We start from the raw sequence: 20,075 nt of genomic DNA on the forward strand, positions 1-20,075 counted from the left end.
GCCCGGCGTTCTCGACCAGAGATTTGCCGGGCCGACACCCCATTCGGCTTCTACGCACTGTAAATTTCTGGCCATGCCACGTGGACGCCACCGCCATTCCCCGCCCCTGCACAAGCTGCTGCCGCCCACCGCAGTCGCCGGAGCGTCGGTTCTGTGTGCCGCCGGCTCGTGGTTCATCGGCAACGCCGTCGTCCTACGGACGCTGGTCGTCGCCGCCGCCGCGGCGGCCGTGACCGGCGCCGTTCTCATGCGCAGTTGGGACCGCAGCGCGGGTCGCCGCGTCGCCGAGCTCGAGCGCGGCCGCATCGCCGACGCCTGGCAGACCGAGGAGCGCATCGCCGAGCTCGAGGCGGACATCGAGGAGTCCCGCGAGCTGCGCACCAAACTCGACGCGAAACTGCGCGCCAAGCGGGTCGAGCTCGCCGGGCTGCGTGGCGAACATGCCGCGCTGCTGCGCCGGTACGCGAACGCCGAGACCGAGCGGGCCAGCGCCCTCGAGGGCCGCAGGCAGCTCGCACTGGAGGCGGCCGCCCCGGCCAAGGAGCTGCCGCCCGCCGGCACCACACCGACGCCCTCCACCTACCTGCGCGCGGCCAAGGCGCTCGACGACCTGTCGCGCAACGCCGCGGCCCAGGAGGCCAGACGGACCGTCGAGGAGGCCAGGCGGCGCGATCTTGAGGAACGGGCCCGGGAGGCGGACGAGCCGCAGGGGAAGCACGCGGCGGGCGCCGGGGGCGGGCTGCCTGCCCGCACGTCGTCCGCCCTCCCCGCCAGGCGTACCGTCCCGGCCGCCGCCGCGATCGTGCCCTACGGTCCGCAGCGCTCGCGCGTCAAGCGCCCCGAGGGCGGCTTCGACTTCTTCGGTACGGGCGCCGAGGCCCATGCCCAGAAGGCCATCGAGGCCGTGCAGAACGAGGATCTTGCCGACGTCGTCGGCGAGGAGGCGCTCGCGGCGGCGAATCCGCTGCCGAGCAGCCCCCGGGCGGTCGGCAAGGTCATCGACCTGACCGCGCACGACGAGACCGAGCAGATGGACGTGGCCGACCTGCGCAACGCGGTCAGCTCCTGAAGAGACAGCCGTACGAGCAGCCGTAAGAGCAAAGATCTACGGGCAAAGGTCCCGGGCAACCGGCCGGGACCTTTGCTCGTACCTGTGTCGCCAGGCGCCGATCACTTGTCGATGTCGCCGACGACGAAGAACAGCGAGCCCAGGATCGCCACCATGTCGGCGACCAGCGTCCCGGGCAGCAGCTCGGTGAGCGCCTGGATGTTGTTGTACGAGGCCGAGCGCAGCTTCAGGCGGTACGGGGTCTTCTCCCCCTTGGAGACCAGGTAGTAGCCGTTGATGCCGAGCGGGTTCTCGGTCCAGGCGTAGGTGTGGCCCTCGGGAGCCTTCAGGACCTTCGGCAGCCGCTGGTTGATCGGTCCCGGCGGCAGCTCCGCCAGTCGCTCGACGCAGGCGTCCGCGAGGTCCAGCGCGTTGTGCGTCTGCTCCAGCAGGACCTCGAAGCGGGCCAGGCAGTCGCCGGCCGTGCGCGTGACGACCTTGAGAGTGTCCTGCAGCTCCCCGTAGGCCAGATACGGCTCGTCGCGCCGCAGATCGAAGTCGACACCGGAGGCGCGGGCGATCGGGCCGCTGACGCCGTACGCGTGCACCGCCTCGGCCGACAGCACACCCACACCACGGGTCCGGCCGCGGAAGATCTCGTTCCCCAGGACCAGGCGGTCGTACACGTCCATCCGCGAGCGGACATCGGCCACGGCGTGCCGGGCGCGGCCCAGCCAGCCGGCCGGCAGGTCCTCCTTGAGCCCGCCGACCCGGTTGAACATGTAGTGCATCCGGCCGCCGGAGATCTCCTCCATGACGTGCTGGAGCTCTTCGCGCTCACGGAAGGCATGGAACACCGGGGTGATTCCGCCCAGTTCAAGGGGGTACGACCCCAGGAACATCAGGTGGTTGAGGACCCGGTTCAGTTCGGCCAGCAGCGTACGGGTCCACACCGCGCGCTCCGGGACCTCCATGCCGAGCATCCGCTCGACGGCCATGACGACACCGAGCTCGTTCGAGAACGCGGACAGCCAGTCGTGCCGGTTGGCCAGCATCACGATCTGCCGGTAGTCGCGTGCCTCGAAGAGCTTCTCCGCGCCGCGGTGCATGTATCCGATGACCGGCTCGGCATGCTGGATACGCTCGCCGTCCAGGACGAGACGCAGCCGCAGCACACCGTGGGTGGAGGGGTGCTGGGGGCCGATGTTGAGCACCATGTCGGTGGTCTCCGCCGCGCCGCCGATGCCGACCGTCGTCTCCGTCATGCGCACCAGTCTGTCAGAGCCGCCCTTCCACCCCTCTTTCAGGCGGACGCCCTGGACCACTGGCGGACGAACTCCGGCAGGCGGACGTGGAAGGCCTCCTCGAAGTCGCCGGTGCGGTCCCGGCGCCCGGCCTCAGACCTGCTGCATCAGCCAGGTGAAGTCGCCGAGGCCGCCCCTCGCCGTCAGTTCCGCCGCCTCGCCCGCCGCGGCGAGGGCCCGCAGGTACGCGGCCGGGTCGGACGACGCCAGCGCGAGCGCCGGCAGCCCGGCTGTCACGCCCAGACCGCGCAGCGCCGTGCGCTGGTCCACCAGTTCCGCGCCCGGCAGTGCGCACGCGTCCAGCGCCACATGAGCGGTGATGTCGCAGCTGCCGTCAGGGACGGGAAGCACTTCCCGGCCGCCCCGGAAGCCGGTCAGCGTGCCGAACGGTGGCCGGCCGTCCTTGGTGTGCGCGTAGTCGACGGCGACCGCGAGCCCCGAGTCCAGCGTGGACACGGCCGCCGCCCACGCCGCATCGCGCGTCCGGCCGATCTCCGCTCGGGTGCCCGGTTCGGTCAGCGGCCACCAGCGCTCCAGCCACTCGGCGTCCGTGCCCGTGACCGGCTCGCCGAGCCGCTCCTCACCCGCGCGGTCCACCAGGACCCGGCGCACCACCCCGTCCGTGTCGGCCTCGGCGACGTCCACCGGCACGTTGTCCAGCCACTCGTTCGCGAACAGCAGCCCGTGCACCCCCGCCGGCGGTGCGTCCGTCCACTCGATGCGCGGGTCGAGCCCCGCGGGGCGGGCCGCCCGTTCGACCGCGTACGCACGCACCGCGAAGCCCGGCGGCAGAGCGGCCAGCACCCCCGTCACCAGTTCGCCGCGGCCCGCTCCGACGTCCACGAAGGCGGGCTCGTCGAGCGAGAGCGACTCGGCCGTGGTGACCAGCAGCCGGGCGACCGCCGCGGCGAACAGAGGCGAGGCGTGCACGGACGTGCGGAAGTGGCCGGCCGGTCCCTCGGGCCGCAGATAGAAGCCCCCTGGCCCGTACAGCGCGGCCTGGGCCGCCTCCCGCCACCCGACCAGCTGATCCGTGTCATCCATCACGTTCCCAAGTCTCCACCTTGCGGAGTACGCCCCCATGACCCGGATCGCCCCTCCGGTTGACCCGAGCACCTATCTCCTTTCCCTACTCTGGGTTACGTGCAGCGCCTCTACGACTTCATCCGCAGACACCCGACGGGCGTCGACACCTTCTGGGCTGTCATGCTCTTCGGGTTCGGCATGCTGTGGGTACTGGAGGACCTGGAACGGGCCTGGAACCAGACAGTCGCGTCCGTCATCGTCCTGCTGCTGGGTCTGGTCGTGGCCCTGCGCCGCCTGATGCCGGAGAAGATGCTGGTTCTCGCGGCCGTCCTGGGGATCGCCCAGCTCGTGCTGGACGTCGGGGTCAATCCCGGCGACTTCGCGATGCTGGTGATCATCTATACGGTCGCGGCCCACGACGGACCGCGCTGGGCCTCGCGGCTGGCGCTGATCGGCGGGCTGTCCGCCGCATCCCTGGCCCAGATCCGCTGGCCCACCCACGGTGCCGAAACCGCCGAACGGGTTTTCCTCACCGTGATCATGAGCCTGCCGTTCGCGCTCGCCTGGGTGCTCGGCGACTCGATACGCACCCGGCGTGCGTACTTCGCCCAGCTCGAGGAGCGGGCCGGCCGGATGGAGGAGGAGCGCGCGGCGCAGGCGAAGGTCGCCGTGGCTGCCGAGCGTGCCCGTATCGCCCGCGAGCTCCACGACGTCGTCGCCCACAACGTGTCGGTGATGGTCGTCCAGGCCGACGGTGCCGCCTATGTCCTGGACGCCGCCCCCGACCAGGCCAAGCAGGCGCTGGAGACCATCTCGAGCACCGGCCGCCAGGCGCTCGCGGAGATGCGCAGGCTGCTCGGTGTGCTGCGCACCGGCGATGCCCCGGAGAGCGGCGAGTACGTACCCCAGCCCGATGTGCAGCAGATCGAGGATCTCGTCGAGCAGGTGCGCAGTGCGGGCCTGACCGTCGACTTCAAGATCGAGGGGACGCCGCGGCCGCTGCCCAGCGGCGTCGAACTCACCGCGTACCGCATCGTGCAGGAGGCGCTGACCAACACCCGCAAGCACGGCGGTCCGGAGGCCGGCGCGAGTGTGCGCCTGGTCTACTTCGACGACGGGCTCGGGCTGCTGGTCGAGGACGACGGCCGCGGATCGTCCCACGAGCTGTACGAGGACGGGGGCGCGGACGGCCGCGGCCACGGCCTGATCGGTATGCGGGAGCGCGTCGGCATGGTCGGCGGCACGCTGGACGCGGGGCCCCGGCCCGGTGGAGGCTTCCGGATCAGCGCCCTGCTCCCGCTCAAGCCGACCCACTAGAGATCGAGGACCCCACTGACATGTCCATCCGCGTGATGCTCGTCGACGACCAGGTGCTGCTGCGCACCGGATTCCGCATGGTGCTCGCCGCCCAGCCGGACATGGAGGTCGTCGCCGAGGCGGGCGACGGCGCGGAGGCGATCGAGAACCTGCGCTCCACGGCCGTGGACGTCGTGCTGATGGACGTCCGCATGCCGCGGCTGGACGGCGTGGAGGCGACCCGTCGCATCTGTGCGCAGCCGGACGCGCCGAAGGTACTCATCCTCACCACCTTCGACCTGGACGAGTACGCCTTCTCCGGACTGAAGGCCGGTGCCAGCGGGTTCCTGCTCAAGGACGTCCCGCCGGGCGAACTGCTGGGCGCCATCCGTTCGGTGCACAGCGGCGACGCGGTCGTCGCGCCGTCCACCACCCGTCGGCTGCTGGACCGCTTCTCACCGATGCTCCCCGCCTCCTCGAACGAACCGCAGCACAAGGAGCTGGAGAAGCTCACCGACCGCGAGCGCGAGGTGATGATGCTGGTCGCGCAGGGCCTGTCGAACGGCGAGATCGCGGCGCGACTGGTGCTCTCGGAGGCCACGGTCAAGACCCATGTGGGCCGCATCCTCACCAAGCTGAGCCTGCGGGACCGGGTCCAGGTGGTGGTGCTGGCGTACGAGACCGGGCTGGTACGGGCCGGCGGTGGGGCGGGCTGACCCGCGGCGCTAGCGGAGCACCGTTTCGAGGAAGTCGCTGCCGAGCCGGGCCACAGCGGCCACATCCAGCTGGTGCAGGACATATCGCCCGCGTCGCCGGGTGGAGATCAGTCCTGCCTTCTTCAGCACCCCCAGATGGCGCGAGACCTCGGGCGCCGTGATCCCGTACGCGTCCGCCAGCTCGCCCGTCGTGTGCGGGGCGCGGGCGAGGTTGCGGCACAGCCGCATGCGCATCGGGTGCGCGAGCGCCTCCATCCGCAGTTTCAGCAGCTCGACGGGGGCCGGGCCCGGCAACTCCGGCGAGCCGACCGGGTAGTGGATCACCGGCCGCCAGCCCGGCGCGTACACCACCATGAGATGCGGCCAGCCGAGGCTGGAGGGTATGAGCGTGAGCCCGGCGCCGACCGCCGGGTCGACGGCGGTCGTCCGGCCCTCCACCAGCTTGTCGACGCTGATCCTGGTCCGTGCCTCGTCCACCGTCAGCGCGGGGGAGACCGCGTGCAGCGCCTCGGCGAGGCCCTTGCGGCGCAACAGGTCCGTCTTGTGACGGGCGTCGGCGGCGAGCTGGGGGGCCACGCGGCGCCAGGTGTCGGCGAAGAACGCCTCGTCGCAGTCCTCGAACAGCCGCCGCAGCCAGGCGCGTACGGAGGCCGGGTCGTCCAGCAGCTGCCGGGTGAAGTCCAGTTGGCGCGGGCCACGGGTGGCCGCGAGCTCGAGGACGCGCTCTCGGCGGGATGGGTCGCCGAGGGCGGAGGGGCCGCCGGGCCCGTACGTCATCGCGCAGGTGAACTCCAGGGCGGCCGAGACGAACCGCTCGTCGTCCAGCCGGTCGAGCTGATCCAGCTCCTCGGCGAGCGTCGCGCCCGTGCGGCCGCCCCCGGCGGGCAGCCCCGCGAACGGCATGAACACGTCCGAGAAGGTGGACCGCCACAGGAAGTCGGCCTCGTGCAGCCGGTCGGCAAGATCCGGCTTGAGCGCGGCGGACGTCACGGTGGCCCAGCCGTGCAGCCCCGGATGATGCCCGGGCTCGGCGAGCGCGTGGAGCGCCACACCCAACTCGGCGAGGGGCGAGATGTCGAAGACGATGCGCTCGGGGGGCAGCCCCGCGATGTCGATGCTTGCGCTCACGCCTCCATGATGCGGCCACGTCCGCGATGGCCCGCGCCCGTTTGACGGCCCTCGTCAATCGACACGACGGGGCGCGCGGCCCCGGTGCAGCGTGACGTCATGAACGCCATGCACCAGCACCTGCTCGACAGCTACCGCGCCTCCCGGACGGGGGAGCCGGCCCCACCGCTTCCGGGCCGTCACGACCGGGAGGCGGTACGGGAGCTGTCGGCCGCCCTGAAGCGCCTTCTGCGCCCCGGCCGTACGGCGGACCGGCGATGAGCCCCGTGGGGGCACGCCCCCGCGGACCCGGCCCCGACCGGCCCAGCCGTCAGCCCAGCCGTGCCACGAACCCCGCCACCGCCTCGCGTACCTCCTCCGCCGACCACTGAAGGCCGTGCCCGTCCACCGTCATCTCCGTGACCGAGACGCCCGGCGGGCAGCCCTGCGAGAACCAGCGGCGGAACAGCGTCACGCCCGTCTCCTCCGCCTGCCTCAGCCCGGCCTCGTTCAGCACATCCGTGCCGTACGGCAGCCACACCTGGAACTGGTGGGTCTGCGGCACCGACGGGTTGACGCGGAACCAGGCGGTGCCCGCCGCGCGCAAGGCCTCGTCGAGGGCACCCGCGACCATCTTCGCGTGGGCCACGTACAACGGCAGCCGAGGCAGCTCGCGTTCCAGACCGGCCAGCGCCGACAGCGCCGCCGGGTACTGCTGGAAGAGCTGCCCGCCGTACCGGTGACGCCACGCGCGCGCCTCCTCCGCCAGCGATGCGGGCCCCGCCAGTACCGCGCCCGACAGCCCGCCGAGGGACTTGTAGAAGGACACGTACACGCTGTCCGCGAGCGCGGCGATCTCGTCCAGGGGGCGGTCGAAGTGGGGGGCGCACTCCCACAGGCGGGCGCCGTCGAAGTGGACCACCGCGTCCCGTTCGCGCGCCGCCTCCACCACCGCCACCAGCTCGTCCCACGACGGCAGAACGAAACCGGCGTCCCGCAGCGGCAGTTCGAGCATCAGCGCGCCGAACGGCTCGTCGCACTCGAGCACCTCGTCGGCCGTCGGCAGGCGCGGCTCGCTCGTCGGGTGGATGGTGCGCAGCCCGCTCAGTACCGAGAACGCCGCCCGCTCGTGCACCTCGGGATGGGCCTGCGGGTGCACGGCGACCGTGGGGCTGCCGGTACGGGCCGCCCAGCAGCGCAGCGCCACCTGCTGTGCCATCGTCCCGGTGGGGAAGAACACCGCCGCCGGGAACCCGAGCAGCGCTGCCGTCCGCCGCTCCAGCTCGGCCACCACCCCGTCGCCGTAGGTGTCGACCGCCTCGTCGAGGTCGTATACGTCCGCGGCATCCGCGGCCAGTGCCGCGAGCCGTTCCCCGACGGAGCACTCGGCGGGGCTTCTCCACAGCACCCGTTCCGATGCCCGCCACGCGGCGAGCCTGCGCCGCCGTTCACTTTGTTCACTCTGCTCGGTCGTATCCGTCACGGTCCGATCATCACCCACAGCCTGTGGACAACTGCGGGGGGCCCGGAAACGCTGGCGTAGCATCGTGCACGAGAAATCGTCCGGTACCCCTGCGGACTGGAACGGAAGGCCCCGCCGCGTGAATGCCACAGCACCACAGGAACCGCTCGACCCGCGGGACCGCCCCGCCAGGCTGTCCGTCGGCGTGGTCGGAGCGGGCCGGGTCGGCCCGGCGCTGGCCGCCTCGCTGCAGCTCGCCGGGCACCGTCCGGTCGCCGTCTCGGGCGTCTCGAACGCGTCCGTGCGCAGGGCCGCCGCGCTGCTGCCCGACGTGCCGCTCGTGCCGCCCGCCGAAGTGCTCGCCCGCGCCGAGCTGGTGCTGCTGACCGTCCCCGACGACGCGCTGCCGGGTCTGGTGGAAGGGCTCGTCGAGACCGGTGCCGTGCGGCCCGGCCAGTTGCTGGTGCACACCTCCGGCCGGTTCGGTGCCAAGGTGCTCGACCCGGCGACACGGGCCGGCGCCCTGCCGCTCGCACTGCACCCCGCGATGACGTTCACCGGGACCGCCGTGGACGTGCAGCGGCTGGCGGGCTGCTCCTTCGGGGTGACCGCGCCCGAGGAGCTGCGGCTGGCCGCCGAGGCCCTGGTCATCGAGATGGGCGGCGAGCCCGAGTGGATCGAGGAGGAGAGCCGTCCGCTCTACCACGCGGCGCTCGCCCTCGGCGCGAACCACCTCGTCACCCTGGTGGCCCAGTCGATGGAGCTGCTGCGTACGGCCGGGGTCACCGCCCCGGACCGGATGCTCGGCCCCCTTCTCGGTGCGGCGCTCGACAACGCGCTGCGTTCCGGGGACGCCGCCCTGACCGGACCGGTGGCCCGCGGCGACGCAGGCACGGTCGCCGTCCACGTCGCCGAGCTCCGCAAGCACGCCCCCGCTGTCGTCGCCGGCTATCTGGCGATGGCCCGCTCGACCGCCGACCGGGCGCTCGCGCACGGCATGCTCAAACCGGAGCTTGCCGAGGATCTGCTGGGCGTCCTCGCGGAGGGGGACCTGCGATGAGTGACAGGACGAGCGGCACGCCGGGCCGCAGGGACTTCGAACTGGCGCCGACCCGCGACGACCTGGACCGCGTCCTCGACCACCACGCCGTCCCCGGCCGCACCGCCGTCGTCATGACCATGGGCGCCCTGCACGACGGCCACGCCACCTTGATCCGTACCGCCCGCGAACATGTGGGGGACGAGGGCTTCGTCGTCGTCACGGTGTTCGTCAACCCGCTCCAGTTCGGGGCAGGTGAAGACCTCGACCGCTACCCCCGCACTCTGGACGCCGACCTGAAGACGGCCGAACAGGCGGGCGCGGACGTGGTGTTCGCCCCCGCCGTGGACGAGGTGTACGAGGGCGGCGCGCCGCAGGTCCGGATCACCGCCGGCCCCATGGGCGAGCGGCTCGAAGGCGCCTGTCGCCCCGGCCACTTCGACGGCATGCTCACCGTCGTCGCCAAGCTGCTGCACCTGACCCGCCCCGACGTCGCGCTGTTCGGGCAGAAGGACGCCCAGCAGCTCGCGCTGATCCGCAGGATGGTCCGCGACCTGAACTTCCCGGTGGAGATCGTCGGAGTGCCGACCGTCCGCGAGAGTGACGGTCTCGCGCTCTCCAGCCGCAACCGCTATCTCTCGCCGGCCGAGCGGGACACCGCGCTGGCCCTCTCACGGGCCCTGTTCGCGGCCCGTGACCGGCTCGCCGCACAGGAGGCGCTGCACGCACGGGCCGAGTCCCTGCCGGCGTCCCAGTCCCGTGCCGCCGCGCTCTCCGCGCTCGGCGAGGCCCGCGCCGCGGCCGATGCGCACGCGGTCGCGCACGCTGTTCCGGCCGGCGGCGCCGACGCCGTACGGGCCGCCGCGCGCACCGTTCTCGACGAGGCCGCGAAGTCGCAGGCGCCGCTCGTGCTGGACTATCTGGCGCTCGTCGAACCGGCGACCTTCGCCGAGGTCCCCGACGGCCACACCGGGGAGGCGATCCTCGCCGTCGCCGCGAAAGTCGGCGCGACCCGCCTGATCGACAACATCCCCCTCACCTTCGGAGCCCACAAGTGACCGGAATACGGCTGAACGCCCCCGCCCCGGGGTGGGCCATCGAGGCCGACGTCGTCGTGGTCGGCTCGGGCGTCGCCGGCCTCACCGCCGCGCTGCGCTGCGCGGCCGCCGGGCTCAGCACGGTCGTGGTCACCAAGGCCCGTCTGGACGACGGCTCCACCCGCTGGGCGCAGGGCGGCATCGCCGCCGCGCTCGGCGAGGGCGACACCCCGGAGCAGCACCTGGACGACACCCTGGTCGCGGGCGCGGGACTGTGCGACGAGGAGGCCGTACGCACGCTGGTCACCGAGGGCCCCGACGCAGTACGCCGCCTGATCGCCACCGGGGCGCTGTTCGACACCGACCCGGACTCCGGCGAGATAGAGCTGACGCGCGAGGGCGGCCACCACCGCCGCCGTATCGCGCACGCGGGCGGTGACGCGACGGGCGCGGAGATCTCCCGCGCACTGGTCGAGGCCGTACGCGACGCGGGTCTGCGCACGATCGAGAACGCCTTGGTCCTGGACCTGCTCATGGACGCCGACGGCCGTACGGCCGGCATCACGCTCCATGTCATGGGCGAGGGCCAGCACGACGGCGTCGGCGCGGTCCACGCCCCGACGGTGGTGCTTGCCACGGGCGGCATGGGGCAGGTCTTCTCGGCGACGACCAACCCCGCGGTGTCCACCGGGGACGGTGTGGCGCTCGCGCTGCGCGCCGGGGCGGAGGTCTCCGACCTCGAGTTCGTGCAGTTCCACCCGACGGTGCTGTTCCTCGGCACCGACAGCGAGGGCCAGCAGCCGCTGGTCTCCGAGGCGGTACGCGGCGAGGGCGCCCACCTCGTGGACGCCTCCGGCACCCGCTTCATGCTCGGGCAGCACGAGCTGGCCGAGCTGGCCCCCCGCGACATCGTCGCCAAGGGCATCATGCGCCGCATGCAGGAGCAGGGCGCCGACCACATGTATCTCGACGCCCGCCACTTCGGCGCCGAGATGTGGGAGCAGCGTTTCCCGACGATCCTCGCGGCCTGCCGCGCCCATGGCATCGACCCGGTGACCGAGCCCGTCCCGGTCGCTCCCGCCGCGCACTACGCCTCCGGTGGCGTACGCACGGATCTGCACGGCCGCACGACCGTGCCCGGTCTGTACGCGTGCGGCGAGGTCGCCTGCACCGGCGTGCACGGGGCCAACCGACTGGCCTCCAACTCGCTGCTCGAAGGTCTCGTCTTCGCCGAGCGGATCGCCGAGGACATCGCCGGGGCACCGCGCGAGGCGGGCCGCCCCGTGCTGCCCGAGGCGCCGTCGCCGCTCCCGCTGATCGCGCCCGAGGCGCGGGGCGAGATCCAGCGGATCATGTCCCACGGAGCCGGTGTGCTGCGCTCCGCGGAGAGCCTCGCCGCCGCGTCCGCCGCGCTCGAAGCCGTGCATCTGAACGCCGTACGGGCCACCCGGGAAAGGTCGGGCAAGACCGCCGAGCCGGGCGTCGAGTCCTGGGAGACGGCGAACCTGCTGTGCGTCGCCCGGGTGCTGACCGCCGCCGCCCTGCGCCGCGAGGAGACCCGAGGCTGCCACTGGCGCGAGGACCGCCCGCAGCGCGACGACACGTCATGGCGGCACCATCTGGTCGTCACGCTGACGCCGGGGCGCCGACTGGTCGTCCGCCGGACCGAGGGCACCGCCTTCCCCCCGACATCGCGATCCACCGTCCCCGAGACCATCCCCCCGACCGTCCTCGACGCCCCCAGGGAGCCGTAACCGTGAGCACGCCCGATGAACGTCCGCGCCCCGTGGACGTACCGCTGATCCAGATCGGCGCCCCGGCCGGTGGCGGCTGCGGGGACGACTGCGGCTGCGCCGCCGGTGAGGAGGCGTACGAGTGCGGACTCGACCCCGCCCTCGCCGGGCTCCTCGCCGAGGCCGGTCTCGATCCCGTCCAGGTCGAGGACATCGCCCATCTCGCCATCGAGGAGGACCTCGACGGCGGTGTGGACGTCACCACGGTGGCCACCGTCCCGCAGGAAGCGGTCGCGACCGGCGACTTCACCGCCCGCGAGGCCGGTACGGTCGCGGGCCTGCACGTCGCCGAGGCGATCCTGTCGATCGTCTGCACCACCGAGTTCGAGGTGGAGCGGCACGTCGAGGACGGCGCGCGGGTCGAGGCGGGCCAGAAGCTGCTCTCCGTCACGGCGAACACCCGCGACCTCCTCACCGGCGAGCGCAGCGCGCTCAACATCCTTTGCCGGCTCTCCGGCATCGCCACCGCGACCCGCGCCTGGGCCGATGTGCTGGAGGGCACGGGCGCGAAGGTCCGGGACACCCGCAAGACCACTCCCGGCCTGCGCGCCCTGGAGAAGTACGCGGTGCGCTGCGGCGGCGGCGTCAATCACCGGATGTCGCTGTCCGACGCGGCGCTGGTGAAGGACAACCACGTGGTGGCCGCGGGCGGCGTCGCCGAGGCCTTCAAAGCCGTACGGGACCGCTTCCCCGACCTGCCGATCGAGGTCGAGGTGGACACCCTGGACCAGGTCCGCGAGGTCCTGGACGCCGGCGCCGACCTGATCCTGCTGGACAACTTCACGCCCGCCGAGACGGCGGAGGCCGTCACGCTCGTCGCGGGCCGCGCCCTCCTGGAGTCCTCCGGCCGGCTCAGTCTCGACACCGCCCGCGCGTACGCGGAGACCGGCGTCGACTACCTCGCGGTGGGTGCTCTCACGCACTCCTCCCCGATCCTGGACATCGGCCTCGACCTGCGAGAGGTCCAGGCCTGATGCTGCTCACCATCGACGTCGGCAACACCCACACAGTGCTGGGGCTCTTCGACGGCGAGGAGATCGTCGAGCACTGGCGCATCTCCACCGACGCCCGGCGCACCGCCGACGAGCTGGCGGTCCTGCTGCAGGGCCTGATGGGCATGCACCCGCTGCTCGGGGTCGAACTGGGCGACGGTATCGACGGCATCGCCATCTGCTCCACGGTCCCCTCCGTGCTGCACGAGCTGCGCGAGGTGACCCGCCGTTACTATGGCGACGTTCCCGCCGTCCTGGTCGAGCCCGGCATCAAGACCGGTGTGCCGATCCTCATGGACAACCCCAAGGAGGTCGGCGCGGACCGCATCATCAACGCGGTTGCCGCGGTCGATCTGTACGGGGGCCCGGCGATCGTCGTCGACTTCGGCACCGCGACGACGTTCGACGCGGTGAGCGCGCGCGGGGAGTACGCGGGCGGGGTGATCGCGCCCGGCATCGAGATCTCCGTCGAGGCGCTCGGTGTCAAGGGCGCCCAGCTGCGCAAGATCGAGCTGGCCCGGCCGCGCAGCGTGATCGGCAAGAACACGGTCGAGGCGATGCAGTCAGGCATCGTGTACGGGTTCGCGGGCCAGGTGGACGGAGTCGTCCAGCGGATGAAGCGCGAGCTGGCGGAGGACCCGGACGAGGTGACGGTGATCGCGACGGGAGGCTTGGCGCCGATGGTGCTGGGCGAGTCGTCGATGATCGACGAGCACGAGCCGTGGCTGACGCTGATCGGCCTGCGTCTGGTCTACGAACGCAACGTCTCCCGCCTCTGACCCTCCGCGGGACGCCTGCCTCTCGGGCGTTGCCCGGACGGTGTGCGCCCCGCGGGCGGGCCGCGTCTGTCGGGCTGATCGGGCCCGTACGCGTGGCCGCTCCGGGGCGGGCCTCGAGCGGGCGGCGGGCCTCGAGCGGGCGGTGCGGGGCCCGGGGGTACTCGCCGGGTCCGTGTATGTGGCGCCCCCGGGGGCGCGGCCTCCCGGGCCGGGCCCGACCGTGACCGTGGCGCGGCCTCTCCGGGGCACGTGTCCCGGGACTGATTTCCCGGGACTTGCCCCGCTCAGGACCTACGACGCCTCCCGGAGACGGTCCCTGCGCGTCCCTGCTCGAGTCCGGCCGTGCCCGTCACGCCCCCGCCCCGCGGGCGAAGCCCTTCGCCCGCCGCCGGCCCCTGCCCTCCGTCCCCGACCCGCCCCCGAGCAGGGGAACCCGGGGAAGTCATGCCCCGGCAAGGGCCACGCGCCCCGGCCCGGCGCGCCGGAGAAATGGGTGTTAAGCCGATTTTGTCCATGTAGCACGTATGGTCGGCGCATGCCCACGCCATTCGGACCCCGTGGCGGCATGGCGTTCGGCGCAGAGGAGCTGCGTGTGCTCCGACGCGCCCTCGCAGCCGCCCTCCATCCCGTTCCTCTGGCCGACGAGGAGGTCAGGCAGTGTCTACGCCTGGCCGACTCCGTCGACGAGGCTGCCCGTGAGGCCGGTCGCCTGCGTACGTTCCTCTTCGCGGACCTGGCCCGCTACCGCGCCGCGCTGCCCGGAGCCGCCGCCGGGTACCTGGAGCTGCTCCAGGACGCCCTCGCCACCGGCTACGACCCCCGTCCGGAGGATCTGGCGGCGCTGCGCACCCTGCGCGGCACCCCGGCCGGCGCAGCCGTGCTGCGCCGGTGCCAGAGCCTCGCGGAGGAGTCCGTGCGGGCGCGGCTCGCGAGCCGGACACCTGCGGCCCCGGTTGCCGCTCCGGCCCGCGTGCGCCTCCACGCGCTCCCCGGAGGTCGCGCCGCCGACGAGCAGAAGCCCAAGCCCGCACCGGCCCCCAAGCCCGCGCAGGATCCGCAGCCCAAACCACCGCCGGTGCCCAAGCCGTCGGAGGTCTTTCCGCCCCGCCGCAAGCCCGTGCCCCCGCCGGAGCAGCTCGCCGCGGGATAGCTACTCTGGGAGCCATGGACTACGTATCCGCGCTCGTGCCCCCGGTGGTGATGGCCGCCTTCTTCATCGGCCTCGTCGTGACGATCGTCAAGAGCCAGGGCGGCCCGAACAAGGCCAAGGAGGACGCCGTCGTGGACGCGGCCCTCGCGGGCGCGGAGGCCGCCCGGCAGTCCCGCCGGGACACCTGACGCAACCACCCGTCCGAGGACGTACGGCAGGCCCTTGCCGTACGTCCTTTTTGTTACGTCAATAGCCAGTCGTTACGAGATCTCCCACTATGGTGGCGATGTGCCCCGCCAATTGGGAGAGCTCGAAGACGCCGTCATGACACGCGTCTGGCAATGGAACCGGCCGGTCACGGTCCGGGAAGTCCTGGAAGACCTTCAGCAGGAACGGTCCATCGCCTACACCACCGTCATGACGGTAATGGACAATCTCCATCAGAAGGGCTGGGTGCGCAGGGAAGTCGAGGGCCGCGCCTATCGATATACCGCGGTCTCCACCCGCGCCGCCTACTCGGCAGCACTGATGAACGAAGCCTGGTCGCAGAGCGACAACCCCGCGGCCGCGCTTGTCGCCTTCTTCGGCATGATGTCCCCGGAACAGCGAGAGGCCCTGCAAGCCGCCGTCCGCATGGTCGAGGGCGACATCGGCGACGACCCGGATGCCGCCGAGTCCGGCGGCACCGGACAGGAGCGGGCCGACGAGGGCGGGGCGGACGCGGAGCGATAGCGTCCTTCCATGTCTTATGACGCGGCAAATGCCCTCACCGTCCGGCGGGCCAGGACCAGCGATGTGCCGGAGGTCCGCCGGCTCGTCGACCCGTACGTGAGTGAAGGCATCCTGCTCGACAAAGCGACGGTCACGCTTTACGAAGCCATCCAGGAGTTCTGGGTCGCCGAACGCGACGAGGACGCCCGCGTTGTCGGCTGCGGCGCTCTGCATGTCATGTGGGAAGACCTCGCCGAAGTGCGCACCCTTGCCGTGGATCCGGCCTTCAAGGGGACCGGCATCGGTCATCAGGTGCTGGACAAACTGCTGCGTACCGCCCGCTGGCTCGGAGTCCGCAGGGTTTTCTGCCTCACCTTCGAAGTCGACTTCTTCGGCAAGCACGGCTTCGTCGAGATCGGGGAGGCGCCGGTCGAGTCGGATGTCTACAGCGAGCTGCTGCGTTCCTATGACGAGGGTGTCGCCGAGTTCCTCGGGCTCGAACGAGTGAAGCCGAACACCTTGGGCAACAGCCGGATGCTTCTGCACCTGTGATCACCCCGAGAAGACGGAACCCTATGTCCGAATCGCGCACGTTTCCCGTCCTCTCGGGGTTCTGAACCTCTGCCAAGGGTTTGTGTTTTCCAGGGAAAAGCGGTTTCCTTTCCGCGTACTGCATTTTCGATGAAAGGAAATCCGGTGGCGCAGAAGGTTCAGGTCCTTCTTGTCGACGACCTCGACGGCGGCGAGGCGGACGAGACGGTGACGTTCGCTCTGGACGGCAAGACCTACGAGATCGACCTCACCACCGCCAATGCGGACAAGCTTCGTGGCCTGCTTGAGCCCTACGCCAAGAACGGCCGGCGTACCGGCGGCCGCGCTGCTGCCGGCCGCGGCAAGGGCCGCGCGGCTGCGGGCGGCAACAAGGACACTGCCGAAATCCGCGCGTGGGCCAAGGCGAACGGTTACAGCGTGAACGACCGCGGTCGCGTTCCCGCGGAGATCCGCGAGGCTTACGAGAAGGCCAACGGCTGAGTTTTCGTCCGTCGCGCATTCGTGCGCTGCGCACGCAGCAATCGGACCCGGTGGCACTCCGTCGCCGCCGCGTCCACCAGCCCTACGAGACCGGGGGCGCCCCCAATGCCCCCGAGTCCGGCGAAAGCCGGAAGCTGTGCCTCCCGTCCTGGTGCGGGGGGGCGCAGCCATACGGCGGCCCCACGGGGGCAGGCACGGCCGGGCGGCGGCGGGGCGGTGATCCGCCCGCCGGCTCCGACGGCGCTGAGATCGAGTTCGACGCCGCCCCACTCCAGCCAGTCGAGCAGGCCGGGCAGCTCCTCCGCGCTCCCCGCGGCCACCAGGAGCCACATGCGGGCCCCTCGGAGGGCGACGGGGCCTGACGCCTCCGGGCGGCCCAGCAGGGCGGCTCCGGCCTCGGCAGGCAGCTCCAGGGCGTCGAATCGCACCCCGGTCAGCAGCTGTACGGGGGTGCCCTCCGTCGTCGGCCAGCCGAGCTCACGCTCGTACCACTGCGCCGTGCCGAGCTCGCTGCGGCTCGCGCCGATGCCGTCGAGGGGCTTACGGGGAACCGGGACGGAGAAGGTCATACCTCCGGGAACTCGTCGGACACCTCCAGGGTTACGCAGAGTGGATCAATGTGTGCACAGCGTGTCCGGGGTGGGGGGCTTCCGGCGCATTCGAGGGCGCAAGGTTGTTCGCCCGTAGCGGAGGGAACCGGTGCGCGCCGCATGGACTGTCCGTGCTTACGGGTAAGACATTCCTAGTGGGGAGGGGCGACACGCTCGCAGGGCTGTCTCACGTTCGCCATCGGCGTACTCATGGTGAGGGTAACTGCCTGGCCTGCGGGAACATCGTCTCGCACCATCGGGTTGGAGCAGTTGTCGGCGTTCGGGGGTCAGGAGGCCACAGACGGGTGTCGGCAGTTGGAATGAGCGGTCCCCGCTTGCGGGACTAAGCTGCGGAAGGACAGGGAGGGGACCGACCCCTTACTGCCTGACCGCTCTGAGGAGCGATTAACGATGTTCGAGAGGTTCACCGACCGCGCGCGGCGGGTTGTCGTCCTGGCTCAGGAAGAAGCCCGGATGCTCAACCACAACTACATCGGCACCGAGCACATCCTCCTGGGCCTTATCCATGAGGGTGAGGGTGTCGCCGCTAAGGCCCTGGAGAGCCTCGGGATTTCGCTCGAGGCGGTCCGCCAGCAGGTGGAGGAGATCATCGGCCAGGGCCAGCAGGCCCCGTCCGGTCACATTCCCTTCACGCCCCGTGCCAAGAAGGTCCTGGAGCTGTCGCTCCGAGAGGCTCTTCAGCTGGGCCACAACTACATCGGCACCGAGCACATCCTGCTCGGCCTGATCCGCGAGGGTGAGGGCGTCGCCGCCCAGGTCCTCGTGAAGCTGGGCGCCGATCTCAACCGGGTGCGGCAGCAGGTCATCCAGCTGCTCTCCGGATACCAGGGCAAGGAAGCCGCCACGGCAGGCGGCCCGGCCGAGGGCACGCCCTCGACCTCGCTCGTCCTGGACCAGTTCGGCCGGAATCTCACCCAGGCCGCTCGTGAGTCCAAGCTCGACCCGGTCATCGGGCGCGAGAAGGAGATCGAGCGGGTCATGCAGGTGCTGTCCCGCCGTACGAAGAACAACCCCGTCCTCATCGGCGAGCCGGGCGTCGGTAAGACGGCGGTCGTCGAAGGCCTGGCGCAGGCCATCGTCAAGGGCGAGGTGCCCGAGACCCTCAAGGACAAGCACCTCTACACCCTGGACCTCGGTGCGCTGGTCGCCGGCTCCCGCTACCGCGGTGACTTCGAGGAGCGCCTGAAGAAGGTCCTCAAGGAGATCCGCACCCGCGGCGACATCATCCTGTTCATCGACGAGCTCCACACCCTGGTGGGTGCGGGTGCCGCCGAGGGCGCGATCGACGCGGCCTCGATCCTCAAGCCGATGCTGGCGCGAGGCGAGCTGCAGACCATCGGCGCCACCACGCTGGACGAGTACCGCAAGCACCTGGAGAAGGACGCCGCGCTCGAGCGCCGCTTCCAGCCCATCCAGGTCGCGGAGCCGTCGCTGCCGCACACCATCGAGATCCTCAAGGGTCTGCGCGACCGCTACGAGGCCCACCACCGTGTCTCCATCACGGACGAGGCGCTGGTCCAGGCCGCGACCCTGGCCGACCGGTACATCTCGGACCGCTTCCTGCCGGACAAGGCGATCGACCTGATCGACGAGGCCGGCTCCCGGATGCGTATCCGCCGGATGACCGCGCCGCCGGACCTGCGCGAGTTCGACGAGAAGATCGCCGGTGTCCGCCGTGACAAGGAGTCCGCGATCGACTCGCAGGACTTCGAGAAGGCAGCTTCGCTCCGTGACAAGGAGAAGCAGCTGCTGGCCGCGAAGACCAAGCGCGAGAAGGAATGGAAGGCCGGCGACATGGACGTCGTCGCCGAGGTCGACGGCGAGCTGATCGCCGAGGTCCTGGCGACCGCCACCGGCATTCCGGTCTTCAAGCTGACCGAGGAGGAGTCCTCGCGTCTGCTGCGCATGGAGGACGAGCTCCACAAGCGCGTCATCGGGCAGAAGGACGCCATCAAGGCCCTTTCGCAGGCGATCCGCCGTACGCGAGCCGGCCTGAAGGACCCGAAGCGCCCCGGTGGCTCGTTCATCTTCGCCGGTCCGTCCGGTGTCGGTAAGACGGAGCTCTCCAAGACGCTCGCCGAATTCCTCTTCGGCGACGAGGACGCGCTGATCTCCCTCGACATGTCGGAGTTCAGCGAGAAGCACACGGTTTCCCGTCTCTTCGGTTCGCCCCCCGGATACGTGGGTTACGAAGAGGGCGGTCAGCTCACCGAGAAGGTGCGCCGCAAGCCGTTCTCCGTCGTCCTCTTCGACGAGGTGGAGAAGGCCCACCCCGATATCTTCAATTCCCTTCTGCAGATCCTGGAGGACGGTCGCCTGACCGACTCCCAGGGCCGCGTCGTGGACTTCAAGAACACGGTCATCATCATGACGACCAACCTCGGGACCCGGGACATCTCCAAGGGCTTCAACCTGGGCTTCGCCGCCCAGGGCGACGTCAAGACCGGATACGAGCGGATGAAGGCGAAGGTCAACGAAGAGCTCAAGCAGCACTTCCGGCCGGAGTTCCTCAACCGTGTCGACGACACGGTCGTCTTCCACCAGCTCACCGAGGAAGACATCATCCAGATCGTCGACCTGATGATCGCCAAGGTGGACGAGCGGCTCAAGGACCGCGACATGGGCATCGAGCTCAGCGCGGACGCCAAGTCGCTGCTCGCCAAGAAGGGCTACGACCCGGTCATGGGCGCCCGGCCGCTGCGCCGGACGATCCAGCGCGAGATCGAGGACATGCTGTCGGAGAAGATCCTCTTCGGCGAGCTGCGCCCCGGTCACATCGTGGTCGTGGACACCGAGGGCGAGGGTGAGGAGAAGAAGTTCACCTTCCGCGGCGAGGAGAAGTCGGCGCTGCCCGACGTCCCGCCGATCGAGCAGGCGGCCGGTGGTACCGGTCCGAACCTGTCGAAGGACGCGTAAGCGCCCGAGGGTCAAAAGGGGCTGCCCCGGCCCGTACGGAAACGTACGGGCCGGGG

At 71.2% G+C, this 20,075-nt stretch carries 20 protein-coding genes; 15 read left to right on the forward strand and 5 right to left on the reverse strand.

Going from position 1 to position 20,075, the window contains the following annotated elements; translation table 11 throughout:
- Positions 1–73: 73 nt before the first annotated feature.
- The gene (locus tag ABZ208_RS29400; protein ID WP_356912467.1) at positions 74–1,069 is read left to right on the forward strand and encodes a hypothetical protein; all 996 of its coding nucleotides are present in this window, start codon (positions 74–76) and stop codon (positions 1,067–1,069) included.
- A 101-nt stretch (positions 1,070–1,170) separates the two neighbouring features.
- Here the strand turns inward: ABZ208_RS29400 and ABZ208_RS29405 are convergent, their stop codons facing one another.
- Complete coding sequence (locus tag ABZ208_RS29405; RefSeq protein ID WP_328398089.1) at positions 1,171–2,313, reverse strand: NADH-quinone oxidoreductase subunit D; 1,143 nt, start codon at positions 2,311–2,313, stop codon at positions 1,171–1,173.
- A 132-nt stretch (positions 2,314–2,445) separates the two neighbouring features.
- Complete coding sequence (locus ABZ208_RS29410) at positions 2,446–3,396, reverse strand: SAM-dependent methyltransferase (RefSeq protein ID WP_356912468.1); 951 nt, start codon at positions 3,394–3,396, stop codon at positions 2,446–2,448.
- A 99-nt stretch (positions 3,397–3,495) separates the two neighbouring features.
- On the opposite strand from ABZ208_RS29410, the gene ABZ208_RS29415 reads away from it, so the two are divergent.
- The gene (locus tag ABZ208_RS29415) at positions 3,496–4,695 is read left to right on the forward strand and encodes a sensor histidine kinase (RefSeq protein WP_356912469.1); all 1,200 of its coding nucleotides are present in this window, start codon (positions 3,496–3,498) and stop codon (positions 4,693–4,695) included.
- Between the two features lie 20 nt (positions 4,696–4,715).
- Positions 4,716–5,390, forward strand: coding sequence for a response regulator transcription factor (locus tag ABZ208_RS29420; protein ID WP_356912470.1), 675 nt, complete (start codon positions 4,716–4,718; stop codon positions 5,388–5,390).
- A 9-nt stretch (positions 5,391–5,399) separates the two neighbouring features.
- Here the strand turns inward: ABZ208_RS29420 and ABZ208_RS29425 are convergent, their stop codons facing one another.
- A complete protein-coding gene (locus ABZ208_RS29425) occupies positions 5,400–6,518 on the reverse strand; it encodes a DUF5937 family protein (RefSeq protein WP_356912471.1) in 1,119 nt (372 codons plus the stop codon).
- A 99-nt stretch (positions 6,519–6,617) separates the two neighbouring features.
- Here ABZ208_RS29425 and ABZ208_RS29430 point away from each other — a divergent pair, with 99 nt between their 5' ends.
- Positions 6,618–6,779, forward strand: coding sequence for a hypothetical protein (locus ABZ208_RS29430; RefSeq protein WP_356912472.1), 162 nt, complete (start codon positions 6,618–6,620; stop codon positions 6,777–6,779).
- 49 nt (positions 6,780–6,828) lie between these two features.
- On the opposite strand, the gene ABZ208_RS29435 is transcribed toward ABZ208_RS29430, so the two are convergent.
- Complete coding sequence (locus ABZ208_RS29435; RefSeq protein ID WP_356912473.1) at positions 6,829–7,998, reverse strand: beta-eliminating lyase-related protein; 1,170 nt, start codon at positions 7,996–7,998, stop codon at positions 6,829–6,831.
- A 100-nt stretch (positions 7,999–8,098) separates the two neighbouring features.
- On the opposite strand from ABZ208_RS29435, the gene ABZ208_RS29440 reads away from it, so the two are divergent.
- From ABZ208_RS29440 to ABZ208_RS29485, 10 genes are all read left to right on the forward strand, one after another.
- Positions 8,099–9,019, forward strand: a complete 921-nt coding sequence (locus tag ABZ208_RS29440) for a DUF2520 domain-containing protein (protein ID WP_356912474.1) — start codon at positions 8,099–8,101, stop codon at positions 9,017–9,019.
- On the forward strand, positions 9,016–10,056 hold the full coding sequence (gene panC, locus ABZ208_RS29445; RefSeq protein ID WP_356912475.1) for a pantoate--beta-alanine ligase: 1,041 nt from the start codon (positions 9,016–9,018) through the stop codon (positions 10,054–10,056). Before ABZ208_RS29440 ends, panC begins: the two co-directional genes overlap by 4 nt.
- On the forward strand, positions 10,053–11,789 hold the full coding sequence (locus ABZ208_RS29450) for an L-aspartate oxidase (protein WP_356912476.1): 1,737 nt from the start codon (positions 10,053–10,055) through the stop codon (positions 11,787–11,789). Before panC ends, ABZ208_RS29450 begins: the two co-directional genes overlap by 4 nt.
- A gap of 2 nt (positions 11,790–11,791) precedes the next feature.
- Complete coding sequence (nadC, locus tag ABZ208_RS29455) at positions 11,792–12,802, forward strand: carboxylating nicotinate-nucleotide diphosphorylase (protein ID WP_356912477.1); 1,011 nt, start codon at positions 11,792–11,794, stop codon at positions 12,800–12,802.
- Positions 12,802–13,599, forward strand: a complete 798-nt coding sequence (locus tag ABZ208_RS29460) for a type III pantothenate kinase (protein ID WP_328398071.1) — start codon at positions 12,802–12,804, stop codon at positions 13,597–13,599. Before nadC ends, ABZ208_RS29460 begins: the two co-directional genes overlap by 1 nt.
- A 565-nt stretch (positions 13,600–14,164) precedes the next feature.
- Positions 14,165–14,749 carry a hypothetical protein gene (locus tag ABZ208_RS29465; RefSeq protein ID WP_356912484.1) on the forward strand — a complete coding sequence of 195 codons (585 nt, stop codon included), beginning with the start codon at positions 14,165–14,167 and terminating at the stop codon, positions 14,747–14,749.
- Positions 14,750–14,763: 14 nt separating this feature from the next.
- A complete protein-coding gene (locus tag ABZ208_RS29470; protein WP_356912478.1) occupies positions 14,764–14,937 on the forward strand; it encodes a hypothetical protein in 174 nt (57 codons plus the stop codon).
- 100 nt (positions 14,938–15,037) lie between these two features.
- Positions 15,038–15,481, forward strand: a complete 444-nt coding sequence (locus tag ABZ208_RS29475; RefSeq protein ID WP_356912479.1) for a BlaI/MecI/CopY family transcriptional regulator — start codon at positions 15,038–15,040, stop codon at positions 15,479–15,481.
- A 9-nt stretch (positions 15,482–15,490) separates the two neighbouring features.
- Positions 15,491–16,012 carry an amino-acid N-acetyltransferase gene (locus ABZ208_RS29480; protein WP_356912480.1) on the forward strand — a complete coding sequence of 174 codons (522 nt, stop codon included), beginning with the start codon at positions 15,491–15,493 and terminating at the stop codon, positions 16,010–16,012.
- Between the two features lie 144 nt (positions 16,013–16,156).
- Positions 16,157–16,492, forward strand: coding sequence for an Lsr2 family protein (locus ABZ208_RS29485; RefSeq protein ID WP_328398065.1), 336 nt, complete (start codon positions 16,157–16,159; stop codon positions 16,490–16,492).
- Here ABZ208_RS29485 and ABZ208_RS29490 read toward each other — a convergent pair.
- Positions 16,471–17,061 (reverse strand): SCO3374 family protein, encoded by a 591-nt coding sequence (locus tag ABZ208_RS29490; protein ID WP_356912481.1) that lies wholly within the window; start codon positions 17,059–17,061, stop codon positions 16,471–16,473. The two genes, ABZ208_RS29485 and ABZ208_RS29490, sit on opposite strands and share 22 nt — an antisense overlap.
- A gap of 432 nt (positions 17,062–17,493) precedes the next feature.
- Here ABZ208_RS29490 and ABZ208_RS29495 point away from each other — a divergent pair, with 432 nt between their 5' ends.
- A complete protein-coding gene (locus ABZ208_RS29495; protein WP_328398061.1) occupies positions 17,494–20,019 on the forward strand; it encodes an ATP-dependent Clp protease ATP-binding subunit in 2,526 nt (841 codons plus the stop codon).
- The last annotated feature ends 56 nt before the right edge of the window (positions 20,020–20,075 follow it).

This window comes from Streptomyces sp. NPDC006208, assembly GCF_040613775.1.
Taxonomy (GTDB): Bacteria; Actinomycetota; Actinomycetes; order Streptomycetales; family Streptomycetaceae; genus Streptomyces.

Excerpts from the sequence above, each read along its gene's own strand:
- ABZ208_RS29465 (WP_356912484.1), top strand. The coding sequence starts at position 14,165 with ATGGCGTTCGGCGCAGAGGAGCTGCGTGTGCTCCGACGCGCCCTCGCA.
- panC (WP_356912475.1), top strand. The coding sequence starts at position 9,016 with ATGAGTGACAGGACGAGCGGCACGCCGGGCCGCAGGGACTTCGAACTG.
- ABZ208_RS29495 (WP_328398061.1), top strand. The coding sequence starts at position 17,494 with ATGTTCGAGAGGTTCACCGACCGCGCGCGGCGGGTTGTCGTCCTGGCT.
- ABZ208_RS29470 (WP_356912478.1), top strand. The coding sequence starts at position 14,764 with ATGGACTACGTATCCGCGCTCGTGCCCCCGGTGGTGATGGCCGCCTTC.
- ABZ208_RS29420 (WP_356912470.1), top strand. The coding sequence starts at position 4,716 with ATGTCCATCCGCGTGATGCTCGTCGACGACCAGGTGCTGCTGCGCACC.
- ABZ208_RS29400 (WP_356912467.1), top strand. The coding sequence starts at position 74 with ATGCCACGTGGACGCCACCGCCATTCCCCGCCCCTGCACAAGCTGCTG.
- ABZ208_RS29405 (WP_328398089.1), bottom strand. The coding sequence starts at position 2,313 with ATGACGGAGACGACGGTCGGCATCGGCGGCGCGGCGGAGACCACCGAC.
- ABZ208_RS29460 (WP_328398071.1), top strand. The coding sequence starts at position 12,802 with ATGCTGCTCACCATCGACGTCGGCAACACCCACACAGTGCTGGGGCTC.
- ABZ208_RS29490 (WP_356912481.1), bottom strand. The coding sequence starts at position 17,061 with ATGACCTTCTCCGTCCCGGTTCCCCGTAAGCCCCTCGACGGCATCGGC.
- ABZ208_RS29410 (WP_356912468.1), bottom strand. The coding sequence starts at position 3,396 with ATGGATGACACGGATCAGCTGGTCGGGTGGCGGGAGGCGGCCCAGGCC.
- ABZ208_RS29430 (WP_356912472.1), top strand. The coding sequence starts at position 6,618 with ATGAACGCCATGCACCAGCACCTGCTCGACAGCTACCGCGCCTCCCGG.
- ABZ208_RS29480 (WP_356912480.1), top strand. The coding sequence starts at position 15,491 with ATGTCTTATGACGCGGCAAATGCCCTCACCGTCCGGCGGGCCAGGACC.